Here is a 13,242-nt window from a genome sequence, read left to right on the forward strand (position 1 = left end):
AAATAAAAAAACTCTTCAAGTCAGTCGTCAACTTGAAGAGTTTTAATTCTTTAATAAAATTATTACAAAGAAAAAGCCTTTTTCACTTCATCTACAAAATCTAACTTTTCCCAAGTAAAGAATTCTACTTTGCGTTCTACTCTTCCATTATAAGGAGATTCAAAAACACGCTTTTCAGTACGTGGTGTTCTACCCATATGGCCGTAAGCTGCCGTTTCTTGATAAATTGGGTTTCTTAATTTCAATCTGGATTCAATCGCTGCAGGACGCATGTCAAAAATTTCGGCTACTTTCTTTGAGATTTCTCCATCAGTTAAATCAACAGTAGAGGTTCCATAAGTATCTACATTTATAGAAGTTGGTTTCACAACACCTATCGCATAAGAAACTTGTACCAATACTTCTGTACAAAGACCAGCTGCCACAAGGTTTTTTGCTACATGGCGTGATGCATAAGCCGCACTTCTATCTACTTTAGAAGGGTCTTTACCAGAAAAAGCACCACCACCATGAGCACCTTTACCACCATAAGTATCTACTATAATCTTACGGCCAGTTAATCCAGTATCTCCATGCGGTCCACCTATAACAAACTTACCAGTCGGATTAATATGATAAGTGATATCATCATTGAATAACTTCTGAGCATAATCTGGAAGTAGTTTTTTAACCCTAGGAATTAATATTTCAACAAGATCTTTTTTGATTTGCGCTAGCATTGTATCCTCATCATCGTTAAAATCGTCGTGCTGTGTAGAGATAACGATCGCATCAATACGTTGCGGTACGTTATCATCGCTATACTCAATCGTTACTTGTGATTTTGCATCTGGTCGTAAATACGTGATGTCTTTCATTTCACGACGTAAAGCAGCAAGTTCAATTAATATTTTATGAGAAATATCTAATGCAAGAGGCATGTAGTTCTCGGTCTCATTTGTAGCATAACCGAACATCATTCCTTGATCTCCAGCACCTTGTTCTTCTTTAGTAGCGCGAACTACACCTTGATTGATATCTGGTGATTGCTCATGAATCAAAGAAATAACCCCACAAGAATCTCCAGAAAACTGGTAAGCACCTTTGGTATAACCTATCTTATTGATTACATCGCGGGCTATTTGGGCTGCATCGATATACGTATTTGACTTGACTTCTCCAGCAAGAACTACCTGTCCAGTAGTAACCAGCGTTTCACAAGCCACTTTTGACTCTGGATCAAAAGCTAGAAAATTATCAAGTAAAGCATCACTGATTTGATCAGCAACTTTGTCTGGATGTCCTTCACTAACAGACTCTGATGTAAATAAATATGGCATTTTATATGTGCGCTTTCGCGAAAGCGTAATAATTACAAATCTCGCGTGATTAATAAAAAATAGAAGATAAAGTGGCTGTATTGTTTTGCGCAGTACACTGTTTTAGCGTTTTATGTTTTCTTATGAAAACGAGGTCGCAAGCAGCCAAATCTTTCCTCTTTATTGAAATGCAAATGTAATATATTACAATTGTTTTTGTACAGCTTTATAGCTTTCTTAACGATCACTATAGGTTTGATATTTAGAAAAACCTCTTCTTTTTATTATTAATAACTTAATTATCAAATACCTGCATTAACCCTATCAATTTACTAGGACTAAAAACAGTTAAAAATTTGGAAATAACAAATAGTTTTCTGAATCTTTGTTTCAACGTTCATAACCTTATTGAAATTATCAAGAAAGGACGAGGGATCAGACCCATCGACTCCTTAGCAACCCTTAACTCTCGTTAAGAAGGTGCTAAATTCTGCCCACATATTTGGGAATAGATGATACACGTGTAAGTAGGTTATACTAACAAGTTTCTTTTTTGATTTTCTATCTAGGCAAAGCGTCTAGACAGGAAGTGCTTTTTCAATTTGGTTTTGTTCTTCAACTAATTTTTAATTAAAAAAAGAAACAAAATGTCAAATCAAAAATTTTCAACAAACGCACTTCATGCTGGTCATGATGTAAAAGTGAACGGTGGTACAAGAGCAGTACCTTTGTATCAATCTACCAGTTATGTATTTAATAATAGCGATCACGCCGCAAATTTATTTGCACTTGCAGAGCCTGGATACATTTACACAAGAATTAATAATCCTACAGTAGATGTTTTAGAGCAACGTCTTGCAGCACTAGAAGGTGGAATTGCAGCCGTTGCAACTGCCTCTGGAACTAGTGCCATTTCTACTACTTTATTAACACTATTAAGAGCAGGAGATCACATTGTGGCTAGCAACTCTCTTTATGGTGGTACATTTAATTTACTTTCTGTGACTTTACCACGTTTGGGAATTACTACTACGTTTGTAAACCCTAATGAAGAGGACGCTTTTGCAAAAGCGACACAAGAAAACACTCGCGCCATATTTGTAGAATCTCTAGGAAACCCAAAGTTAGACGTACTAGATCTCAAGAAAATTGGAAAGCAAGCCAAAGAAGCTAGAGTTCCTCTAATAGTAGATAATACGGTAGCAACTCCTTATTTACTAAATCCAATTGAATATGGAGCAGATATTGTAATTCACTCTCTTACTAAATACATCAATGGTAATGGAACCGCTTTAGGTGGCGTGATTATCGATGCAGGAAACTTTGACTGGACTAACGGTAAGTTTCCAGAATTCACAGAGCCTAGTGCAGGATATCATGGACTGGTTTATAGTGAGGCTTTAGAAGCAGCAGCTTTTATTGCAAAAGTACGCATTGAAGGACTGCGCGATCTAGGTGGTGCTATTTCACCATTTAACGCATGGCAAATTATACAAGGCCTAGAGACTCTATCATTAAGAGTTGCTCAACATTCTAAAAATGCGCTAGCATTAGCAACATGGTTGCAAAGTAAAGAAGAGGTAGAATGGGTTAATTATCCAGGTCTAGAAACGAGCGAGTATCATAACCTGGCAAAAGAATATTTGCCTAAAGGCCAAAGCGGTATTGTAACCTTTGGAGTAAAAGGTGGTTATGAAAATGCAAAAAAAGTAGTGGACAGTGCAAAAGTATTTTCGTTACTCGCAAACATAGGCGATAGCAAGTCACTTATTATACATCCAGCAAGTACGACGCACCAACAATTAAAAGATGAAGACCAGTTAAGCACTGGTGTAACTAAAGACCTGATCAGACTTTCTGTAGGTCTTGAAGATGTGAGCGATCTCACTGCAGATCTGGAACAAGCGTTTGCAACCATCAATAAAAAAGTTCTTGCATAAATGGCTCAAAAGCTAAAACATATCGAGCTTCCTAACTTTAAATTGAAGTCAGGAAAAGTGCAGGATATTAGTGTTTCCTATCAGATTTTTGGGCGTGTGTTGCATACAGCGCCTATTATTCTGGTAAATCATGCGTTAACTGGTAATTCTTCAGTACCTGAATGGTGGGATGCGCTTTTAGGTAGTCGTAAAGCAATTGATACTAATAAGTTTACCATCGTTGCCTTAGATATTCCTGGAAATGGTTTTGATGAAAATATTGATCATCTTATTTTTAATTATCAGGATTGGACGCTAGAAGATGTGGCGCAGGCTTTTGTGGTCACGTTGAATGAACTTAAAATTTGCTACATACACGCTGGCATAGGCGGCAGTATAGGTGGATGTTTACTTTGGGAAATGACTGTCATCTATCCAGAACTATTCGGTGTCATTATTCCTATAGCAGCAGATTGGAAAGCCACTGACTGGATCATTGCAAATTGTCATATTCAAGAAAGAATATTGAGTCATTCTTCACAACCTATAGAAGATGCTAGACAACACGCGATGACTTTTTATAGAACCCCACAAAGTTTTAGAAATAAGTTTAATAGAGAAAAAGAACAAGACTTTAAAGTAATCAACTGGTTAAATTATCATGGTTTACAACTAAAAGAACGATTTACGTTTCCAGCTTATCGTCTTTTAAATCATTTGTTAAGTACAGCAAATGCTGCAAAAAAATACAACGATAATATTTTGAAAGCGGTCGCTAGTAGTGAAACAAAAATCAGGTTGATTGCTATAAATAGTGATGGTTTTTTTACAGCTCAAGAAGATCGAGAAACTTATGAATTATTGAGAAATTATAAAGATATAGAATACCACGAGATAGACAGTATTCATGGTCACGATGCTTTTTTAATTGAACAGGATCAAGTAGCCAGACTTCTTAAGGAACAACTGGATAAAATACAACCGCATTTTGCAAAAAGAAAATGCATTTAATACAACAACAAATGAATACTATACATATATATTTATTCGGTTTAGGAAATGTAGGAAGTACATTAATTAAACAGATTCTAGACAGTCAGCAGTTTTTTAAAGAAAATCAAGGGATTGATTTAAAAATTGTAGGTCTTGCAAACAGTAAAAAAGTTTTGACAGATAAGGATGGAATAAGTAAAGATTGGAAAGAAGTTTTTGCTGAGCAATCTGTCACTAGAAATGCAGATCATTTTTATAGGTTTTCTAGTGGTGATCTAACGATTCGTATAGCAGTAGACGCTACAGCTAGTAAAGAACTTTCTCAGTTTTATCCAGAGCTAATAGAACATGGATTTCATGTAGTAACTGCAAATAAAATTGCTAATACTCTTTCACAAAGTTTCTATGATGACTTGAGAATATTACTACAAGAAAAAGAACTATCTTTTGAATATGAAACTAACGTAGGCGCAGGATTACCCATCGTAGAAACAGTTAGAAATTTACATAAAAGTGGCGAGCAACTATTTGCTGTAAACGGTGTTTTTTCAGGTTCATTAGGATATATGTTCAATCGCTTTTCTCAGGAAGAAGTGCCTTTTTCTGAAATTGTACTCGACGCTCTTAAAAATGGCTTTACAGAACCTGACCCTAGAGAAGATCTTTCTGGTAATGATGTGGCTAGAAAGCTACTGGTTTTAGCAAGAGAATCAGGATTAAAACTTGAGTTTAATGATATAGCAATTGAGAATTTAGTTATGCCAGAATTACGTCCTGCGTCTTTAAACCAGTTTATTGATCAAATTGAAAAGTTAGATCACTCTTTAGAGGAAAAGAAATCACAATTACAACCAGATGAAGTCTTAAGACATCTAGGGCAATTAGATGTTTTAAACAAAACTCTAACAGTTTCATTGCAAGCGGTAAAAAAGGAAAGTCCAGCAGGTCAATTGCAAGGAAGTGACGGATTTTTTGAAATTTATTCAGAATCCTATGCAGCACATCCATTGGTCATTAAAGGCGCTGGCGCTGGAAAGGCAGTTACCGCTCGTGGTCTATTGTCAGATATTATAAAAATAAGTAAAGCCACAAAAAAGGTTTTTCAAGTGATTTAATCAGTGAATAAGCTCGATGATTATTTCGCTTTCGCGAAAGCGAATAAAGTTAAAATCGTTCAATTCAAATAAAAAATCTTTACACCTTACCTATGAGAATCATATGAGTTGCGTTGTACTTCATTACAGAAAGTAGTAGATTTGGAAGATGCTTTCAAGAAAAACTAAATACGGAATTAAAGCCCTAACTTTTCTGGCAAGATTGGATGATAATAAACCTACATCTATCGCTACTATTGCAGATTCAGAAAATATATCACATAAATTTCTAGAGGCGATTTTATTAGAATTGCGTAAAAATAGTATTTTGGGTAGTCGTAAAGGAAAAGGTGGCGGCTACTATTTAATGCAAGCTCCATCAAAGATAAGAATGTCTACTGTCCATCGTATCTTAGAAGGACCTATTGCAATGCTACCATGTGTAAGTCTCAACTTTTATGAAAAATGTGAAGACTGTGTAGATGAAGATTCTTGTGCGGTGAATAAATTGATGACGCAAGTAAGAGACAATACACTTGAGATTTTGGACAATCAAACTTTACAAGATTTAGTTTAATACATTATAAAAGTTTATCTTTATAAACATGGATTTTTACTTAATACTCACAATTCATTAAGGTATTTTCAACTTTTAATGAATATTTTATGATTATTTTATTAATTCATTAATACGAAATTAACCTATAGGGGTTGTAGGGTAATAATAATGACCTATATTTGTACTGTTAAGTTTTAACAAGTAGTTTTTGGATAGGTCATACAAGGCGAGATGATTACGATATTAAGATGGGCTGTTTTCTTATTTTAGCATCTCGCTGTTGGCCGTTCAAATAACATTTTTTCTATCTCAATTCAGCAAAATTTTTATTAAAGTATTTCTTTCGTACAAGGGCAAAAATTACCTGCCTTTTAAATCTGTTGATCCTATCAATAGATATCAAAAATCATTTGTTTAGCTGCCTTTTCATAACGACCTTTGCATAATGCTAATTTGTTAGCCCTAAAGTTGCTATGACATAAGATATGATTACTACAGATATATTGATTATAGGTGCTGGACCTACAGGACTATTTACCGTTTTTGAAGCTGGGTTATTAAAGCTGAAGTGCCATATTATTGATGCGCTGGCACAACCAGGTGGTCAATGTTCTGAATTGTATCCTAAAAAGCCTATCTATGATATTCCTGGTTTTCCAGAAGTACTGGCTGGCGACCTAGTAGATAATCTTATGAAACAAATTGAGCCTTTTCAACCAGGTTTTACACTTGGAGAACGCGCTCAAACCATAGAAAAGCAAGAAGATGGTTCATTTATAGTTACAACTAGTAAAGGAACAAAACATCATGCAAAAGTAGTAGCTATTGCAGGTGGCTTAGGATCCTTTGAACCGCGTAAACCAGCTATTGAAGGAATTGAAAAGTACGAAGACAATGGTGTTTCATACATGATTAAAGATCCAGAAGTATATCGTGACAAAAAAGTAGTGATTGCTGGCGGCGGTGACTCTGCTCTGGACTGGTCCATTTTCTTAGCAGATGTCGCTGCCGAGGTAACCTTGGTTCACAGAAGAGAAGAATTCCGTGGTGCGCTGGATAGTGTAGAAAAAGTTCAAGATCTTGTTAATGAAAATAAAATACGTTTAGTGACTCCAGCTGAGGTATTAGATATCAAAGGTGAGGACAAAGTGGAGTCTGTTTTATTACAACATAATGATAAAGCTAAGAGAATGGAAGTTATCGAGTGCGATGCATTAATTCCCTTATTCGGACTTGCACCTAAACTAGGTCCTATTGCAGATTGGGGACTTGAGATTGAAAAAAATGCGATTAAAGTAGATAACACTTTAGATTATCAGACAAATATTCCTGGCATATATGCTATAGGAGATGTCAATACTTATCCAGGTAAGTTAAAACTTATATTATGTGGTTTCCACGAAGCTACATTAATGTGTCAAAGTGCTTACCAGCGCATTTTTCCAGATAAGCGATATGTAATGAAATACACAACGGTAGGTGGAATAGATGGTTTTGATGGTTCTCGCAAAGAGGCAGAAAAAGCAGTAGTTAAGAAAATAGGAAATAACTAATGTCAGATGTAAATATAACCATCATAGATCGAGAAGGGAAAGAACATAAAGTTCTTGCTCCTACAGATATGAACATGAACCTGATGGAGGTTTGTAAGGCTTATGATCTTCCAGTGCAAGCTGTTTGTGGCGGCATGGCCATGTGTGCTACTTGTCAGTGTTATATCATTAGTGATCATGTTCTGGGAGAACGCAATGATGACGAGCAAGCAATGCTTTGGGAAGCATATAACGTTAAAGAAAATTCACGTTTAGGCTGTCAGATTCCTATAACAGAAACCCTAGAAGGTCTTATTATAGAACTAGCTCCAGAAGAGTAAGGATTATATTTCATTTATACAGATTAAGTAAATACGAGAACCTATAGTTGATTATTAGCGCTATTTTTTTAGTTTAAAAAGATTTATAGCCTTTTCATCGATTAAATTACACAGAGATTTCTGGAGATTGATTTTTGGATACTTTTCTATCGTAGTTTCGTTCTTATGTTTAAAAAGTGTTTAGGTTTATTAATTTGTCTCGCTTTCGCGAAAGCGGTTACTGCACAAACTAAAGAAGAATTTCCAAAGGTGGCGACGCTAGACGCCTCTTTTTTGTACGGCTCGATATTAGAACACAATCCAGATATCGCACATTTAATTACAGATCATCCTACAGGAATCTTATTGAGTTACAACCGTAAAACCTTTGGTGAAGAAGAATGGCAATCTAGATTTGGGTTTCCAGATTGGGGATTTAGTGCAGCTTATCAAGACATGAAAACCTTTGAGCTGGGCGAGGCTTACAGTGCTTATGCGCATTATAACTTTCATTTTTTTAATCGTAATTTTCAATTGAGAATAGGGCAAGGGCTTGCTTATGTGACAAAGCCTTTTGATGAAATTGAAAATCCGCGTAATAATGCCTATGGTTCTACCATAACAAGTACAACTTACCTTAATGCAGTTTACAGGAAAGAGAATATTGTAAAAGGTTTGGGTTTTCACGCTGGTGCAACTATTATTCATTATTCTAATGCAAATGTGCGAGCGCCTAATAATTCTACAAACACTTGGTTTTTTCAGGCAGGATTGAATTATACATTGAATAAAGAAAATATTCCAGAGTTCAAGATTTGGGAGAAAAGAAAATATTCTGAGCCTATTCATTACAACTTTGTTGCTAGAATGGGTGTTAATGAGAGTGATTTTCGTGGTAGTGGGCAATTTCCATTTTATGACTTTTCATTTTATATCGATAAAAGAATCAATATCAAGAGTAGTTTGAATGCAGGAACAGAGGTTTTTATCAGTGAATTTCTCAAGGAATTTAGAGATTTTCAAGCTAATAGTTTTCCTGAAGAAGGAATTACTGGTGATGAAAATTTTCAGCGAGTAGGTGTTTTTATAGGTCATGAATTACACTTAGGTAAAACCAGTGTTTTAACGCAATTCGGTTATTATGTGTATTGGCCTATTCCATTTGAATCCAGAATTTATAATAGAATGGGACTGCAAAGAAGACTTAACGATCGCGTTTTTGCAAGTTTAACACTCAAATCTCATGGCGCTGCTGCCGAAGGTGTGAGTTTAGGAATAGGATATAGATTATGAACCTGAACTTGAGCTTGAACCTGAACCTGAACCTGAACTCGAAATTCAATTTTGAATAAAAAAGAATTAAGCTCAAAAGCTTATTTTAATGCAGGATCGGTTCTTTCCTCAGGAAAAAAATTAAGATAGGAAAAAGAGTTCTAAAATAAAACACTGTCAGACTAAGCTTGTCAAAGTCGGTATAAAAGTAATAGATGATTAAAATATTAAATATAAAATATCTGAAGTCGCTCAAATTGTTGTTTGTAATAGCAATGGTAATTTTTACACACGGCTGTGATTCAGAAGATGGTTTGAACTGTACTCAAGCTGCCGGCGACTTCATTGAGCAGGAATATGAGCTAGAGTCATTTGATAAAATACTAATTTTTGAACGTTTAAAACTTACCGTAAAAGATGGGCCAAATCAAAAAGTGGTAGTAAAAACTGGAGAGAACCTTTTAAATGATGTGGATGTTACTGTAAATGATGGTAGACTAGAAGTCGTTAATAATAATGGTTGCAACCTTGTTAGAGATTACGGCATCACCGAGGTTGTAGTCACGTCGCCTAATATTACGGAGATAAGATCCAGTACTGGCGAAGATGTAAGGTCAGAAGGTGTTATAGGATGGAACAGTCTAACCTTACTCTCTAACGATGGTCCAGAGGAAGATTTTTATCATTCTACTGGAGATTTTAGATTGCAACTTAATGTTCAAAATCTTATTATCCATACTAATAAATTGAGCAACTTCTACCTCACAGGATCTGTAGAAAATGCCAATTTGAATTGGGATAAAGGCGATGGAAGGTTAATTGCAAATGATCTTATTATTCAAAATGCGCAGATCTTTCATCGTGGTACAGCTTCTTGGAATATGGACGTAAGAGAGAATATATCTGGAATTATCAATGGTTACGGCGATGTGATTTTAAAATCAAGACCTGTAACAGTGTACGTTCAAGAAACCTGGCAAGGTAGATTGATTATTGATCAGTAGATTATTTCTGATTTCACTTTCGCGAGAGCGGACATAAAAAAGCACCTCAATAAATTAAAATTGAAGTGCTTATTTGAAGGGGATTTTTGTTATCTCAATACTATAGGAAGTTCAGTTCTATATTTTCCCCATCCCGTTTTAAGATGTACTGTGTTATCTTTATTAGGAGAATACATAGTGATGCTTAATTGTTCCAAACTTTTATCGTTCATAGTTACAGGAACCGAAACTGTTACCACATCAAGTTCTGGTTTATGAGAATAATTTCCCCAACCATCATTTTCTGAATTGATATGAAAGGTCCACTCTTTCTCTGTAGGAGTTACCACGATAGAATAACGACCAGCCTTAACTAGTTTATCGCCTATCATGGCATCTTGCATTAAAAGAAGCTCGGTACTTTCATTGGCACCCAATCTCCATGACTTGCCATAAACAGTTATGCCATCTTTTTTCTTATCCTCCGTAGTAAATATGTTTCTATCATTTAAACTAGGTCTGCTATAAAGAACTCTAATTTTAGGCTCGGTAACACCTTTTCTGAAGGCACGTTTTGCAGCATCTGCAGGGAAGAAAGAGGCGTCTAGTGGACTTTTATCTACTGGACTAAAATCTTGAGCAAAAAGCGATGAGGTAGAAAGTACTACAGCTAACAATAAAATGTATTTTTTCATGATGTATTTTTATTTGGTTTAAAAATAAAGACTACTTATCACGAATACATCACTTTAACAATAATCTAAGAATCAATGTTATGTGAACTCACTTTTATAAAGCATTAAACCGCTAGGTGGAGCGATGTGAGAAAGGTGTATTTTTTTATTACCATCTAGTGTTTCTATAAACTCTTCTAATGAGAATTTATGCATTCCTAGGTCAAACAACATGCCCATCATCAGTCGTATTTGATGACGTTTGAATCCTGCTCCTGTAACTCTAAAGACAAAACTTTTTTCTGGAAAAAAGTTTGCGGTAAAAAGCTCATTCTTTTCAATGTAACAGCTTTCAATAGTTGAGGTAGTTTCTGTGGTTTCAGAAGGTTTATAAGTATAGGACCAGAAGTTATGTGTTCCTTCAAATAATCTAGCTGCCGTTTGCATCAATTTGATGTCCAGCTCACTTTTCATATACACCATCATAGAGGCACAAAAAGGATGGAACTTTTCTCCGTGCGAAAAGAGATAGATGTATTCCTTAATTTTAGGAGCCTGAATAACGTTAAAATCTTTGTCTGTTTTTTCAATTTCTAACGCTCTAATGTCGCTAGGTAAATTTTGATTGAAATCGGCTAGAAACTGATCTACTTCTAACTCCTGGGAATCGTCTAGGAATAATTCAATCCAGGTTTCATTTACAGAAACCTTAGCATCAGTTCTGCCGGCGGCGAGTACCTTAAAATTAGAATGGTCAAAAACATAACGCAAGGTTCTCAACACCATACGTTCTACCGTTGGGACATTGTTAGGTTGTTTTTGCCAGCCATGAAATCTAAAACCTAGGTATTGCAGCTTGATCAGGAAAAACTGACGGTTATTTTGAGCAAAAGGTCCTGGATTCATAGAATTAAGTAGAAAGCAAAATTAGTTATTTCTCACCATTCCATTCGGCATAGAACTGGTTTAAAAACTCCTGCATAAAGTAGTGACGTTGCTGTGCAATTTTCTTACCTGTTTTGGTGTTCATTAAGTCTTTAAGCAACAGCAGTTTTTCATAAAAATGGTTGATGGTAGGAGCAGTACTGTTTTTATATTGCTCTTTAGTCATGTTTAAATCTGGAGCAATTTCAGGATCATAAATAGCCCTGTTTTTAAAACCTCCATAATTAAAAGTACGTGCTATTCCTATCGCACCTATGGCATCCAGTCTATCGGCATCTTGAACAATGTCTAGTTCTATGCTGGTAAAATCTTTACTTTGATGACCACCTTTATAAGAAATGTATTTGATAATGTTTTCTACGTGAAGAATGACGTCTTCTGTAACCTCAAGAGATTCTAGAAATGCTCTTGCTACCTTAGGACCAACTGTTTCATCACCATTGTGAAATTTGGAATCGGCGATGTCGTGAAGAAGCGCTCCTAATTCTACGATGGCACGATCGCACTTTTCGTTTTGCGCGATTAATTTGGCATTTTTCCATACACGTTCTATATGGAACCAGTCGTGTCCACCTTCTGCGTTTTGTAATTTTTGTTTAACAAACTCTACGGTTTTATCTATGATTTGTTGTTGGGTCATGTTGTAAAGGTAAGAAGCTTGTTTTGATCTCGCTTTCTTTTAGTCTCGCTTTCGCGAAAGCAAGACTAAAAGAAGTTTATATCTAACCTGTTGCAGTACCAAGGTGAAATTAATAAAAACAGTTGCTAATATTTTATATTTAAGTTCTTAAATAACTATTTAGAAAGACTTTACCATGACAAAAGAACAAAGAGAAACGTTAGAACGATTGACCGATTTTGATTATGCATGGTACAAAGAGAATGTGCTGGATAAGAAATTGAGTAACGATCCATCTACAGAAACAGTAGAAGAACCAGCTCGTGATTATGAAAATATTCCTCAACATCATATTGCTGCCATAGAAAGAGGAATTGCTCAGGCTGATGCTGGAGAAATGATTTCTGGAAAAGATTTTAGACGAGAAATGAGACAAAAGCGTGGATTATGATTTAACGACTGAGGCTAAATCAGGCCTTAATGATATATTGGAATATCTGGATGGCGAATTTGGACAAGATTTTGGAGATTCTTATTATGTAGACTTCGAGCATATTCTTTATTTAGCAACTATCTTTCCAATGAGTTATCCAATTGCAAGCGATTCTCGTGGCATCAGAAAATTAGTTTTTAGAAAACGCACTACTATCTATTACAGGATTACAGATTTGATAGAAATTCTAGCTATAATTGATAATCAAAGAGATTTTGATTCTAGTAATATAAAATAAATAATTACTAATACAGCTTAGTAAACGTAGGTTTATTAATCGACTTTTGTAATTTGATTAGACTTTTTATATCAAAATTGTACTGTAATGAATCTATATCTAACTCTTAGTAATTCCAAAGGTCTCTTTTTAATCCATTATTGTATTTACTGGTTCTTTAAGACGTTTGAGTTATTGACGATCCATTCCACCATACTTCTTACGCCAATAGTAAAAGGTACTCTTGTCAATACCTAACTCTCTAGATAGATCACCTACTGATCTGCCTTGTTCATTTTCTTTGAGTGCCTTGATAATCTGGCT

At 35.3% G+C, this 13,242-nt stretch carries 15 protein-coding genes and 1 riboswitch; of the genes, 10 read left to right on the forward strand and 5 right to left on the reverse strand.

The genetic code is table 11. The features are described from left to right. Positions 1–62 precede the first annotated feature (62 nt). Positions 63–1,319, reverse strand: coding sequence for a methionine adenosyltransferase (gene metK, locus ACTF54_RS08180; protein WP_438969126.1), 1,257 nt, complete (start codon positions 1,317–1,319; stop codon positions 63–65). A gap of 390 nt (positions 1,320–1,709) precedes the next feature. Beyond that, positions 1,710–1,817, forward strand: a riboswitch (SAM riboswitch). 128 nt (positions 1,818–1,945) lie between these two features. Between metK and ACTF54_RS08185 the strand changes: the two genes are divergently transcribed. The 8 genes from ACTF54_RS08185 to ACTF54_RS08220 all read left to right on the forward strand — a co-directional run bounded on the left by ACTF54_RS08185 (position 1,946) and on the right by ACTF54_RS08220 (position 9,991). Next, a complete protein-coding gene (locus tag ACTF54_RS08185; protein ID WP_347197027.1) occupies positions 1,946–3,238 on the forward strand; it encodes an O-acetylhomoserine aminocarboxypropyltransferase/cysteine synthase family protein in 1,293 nt (430 codons plus the stop codon). Continuing rightward, positions 3,239–4,228 carry an alpha/beta fold hydrolase gene (locus tag ACTF54_RS08190; protein WP_347197026.1) on the forward strand — a complete coding sequence of 330 codons (990 nt, stop codon included), beginning with the start codon at positions 3,239–3,241 and terminating at the stop codon, positions 4,226–4,228. After that, on the forward strand, positions 4,219–5,325 hold the full coding sequence (locus ACTF54_RS08195; protein ID WP_438969127.1) for an aspartate kinase: 1,107 nt from the start codon (positions 4,219–4,221) through the stop codon (positions 5,323–5,325). The genes ACTF54_RS08190 and ACTF54_RS08195 overlap by 10 nt, the downstream gene beginning before the upstream one ends. 148 nt (positions 5,326–5,473) lie before the next feature. Continuing rightward, positions 5,474–5,881, forward strand: a complete 408-nt coding sequence (locus ACTF54_RS08200) for an RrF2 family transcriptional regulator (RefSeq protein WP_347197024.1) — start codon at positions 5,474–5,476, stop codon at positions 5,879–5,881. Between the two features lie 467 nt (positions 5,882–6,348). Further along, positions 6,349–7,416 carry an NAD(P)/FAD-dependent oxidoreductase gene (locus tag ACTF54_RS08205; protein ID WP_347197074.1) on the forward strand — a complete coding sequence of 356 codons (1,068 nt, stop codon included), beginning with the start codon at positions 6,349–6,351 and terminating at the stop codon, positions 7,414–7,416. Then, the gene (locus ACTF54_RS08210) at positions 7,416–7,736 is read left to right on the forward strand and encodes a 2Fe-2S iron-sulfur cluster-binding protein (protein WP_438969128.1); all 321 of its coding nucleotides are present in this window, start codon (positions 7,416–7,418) and stop codon (positions 7,734–7,736) included. Before ACTF54_RS08205 ends, ACTF54_RS08210 begins: the two co-directional genes overlap by 1 nt. 165 nt (positions 7,737–7,901) lie before the next feature. Continuing rightward, positions 7,902–9,008 (forward strand): acyloxyacyl hydrolase, encoded by a 1,107-nt coding sequence (locus tag ACTF54_RS08215; protein WP_438969129.1) that lies wholly within the window; start codon positions 7,902–7,904, stop codon positions 9,006–9,008. A gap of 194 nt (positions 9,009–9,202) precedes the next feature. Next, positions 9,203–9,991, forward strand: coding sequence for a head GIN domain-containing protein (locus tag ACTF54_RS08220; RefSeq protein WP_347197021.1), 789 nt, complete (start codon positions 9,203–9,205; stop codon positions 9,989–9,991). A gap of 89 nt (positions 9,992–10,080) precedes the next feature. On the opposite strand, the gene ACTF54_RS08225 is transcribed toward ACTF54_RS08220, so the two are convergent. The 3 genes from ACTF54_RS08225 to ACTF54_RS08235 form a co-directional block, all read right to left on the reverse strand. Beyond that, positions 10,081–10,665, reverse strand: coding sequence for a DUF2911 domain-containing protein (locus ACTF54_RS08225; protein ID WP_347197020.1), 585 nt, complete (start codon positions 10,663–10,665; stop codon positions 10,081–10,083). A gap of 78 nt (positions 10,666–10,743) precedes the next feature. Then, entirely contained in the window at positions 10,744–11,550 is an 807-nt protein-coding gene (locus tag ACTF54_RS08230) for a tRNA pseudouridine(38-40) synthase TruA (RefSeq protein ID WP_438969130.1), read from the reverse strand. Positions 11,551–11,575: 25 nt separating this feature from the next. Further along, positions 11,576–12,229, reverse strand: coding sequence for an HD domain-containing protein (locus ACTF54_RS08235; protein WP_347195241.1), 654 nt, complete (start codon positions 12,227–12,229; stop codon positions 11,576–11,578). A 175-nt stretch (positions 12,230–12,404) separates the two neighbouring features. Here ACTF54_RS08235 and ACTF54_RS08240 point away from each other — a divergent pair, with 175 nt between their 5' ends. After that, entirely contained in the window at positions 12,405–12,659 is a 255-nt protein-coding gene (locus tag ACTF54_RS08240; RefSeq protein ID WP_347195242.1) for a hypothetical protein, read from the forward strand. Continuing rightward, positions 12,649–12,939: a type II toxin-antitoxin system RelE/ParE family toxin gene (locus ACTF54_RS08245; RefSeq protein WP_438969131.1), complete on the forward strand. Its 291-nt coding sequence runs from the start codon at positions 12,649–12,651 to the stop codon at positions 12,937–12,939. Before ACTF54_RS08240 ends, ACTF54_RS08245 begins: the two co-directional genes overlap by 11 nt. Before the next feature lie 171 nt (positions 12,940–13,110). Here ACTF54_RS08245 and ACTF54_RS08250 read toward each other — a convergent pair whose 3' ends face one another. Continuing rightward, positions 13,111–13,236 (reverse strand): transposase, encoded by a 126-nt coding sequence (locus ACTF54_RS08250; RefSeq protein ID WP_438969134.1) that lies wholly within the window; start codon positions 13,234–13,236, stop codon positions 13,111–13,113. Positions 13,237–13,242 lie beyond the last annotated feature (6 nt).

The sequence above is a fragment of the Nonlabens sp. genome (assembly GCF_965657255.1).
In the GTDB taxonomy this organism is placed as follows: domain Bacteria; phylum Bacteroidota; class Bacteroidia; order Flavobacteriales; family Flavobacteriaceae; genus Nonlabens.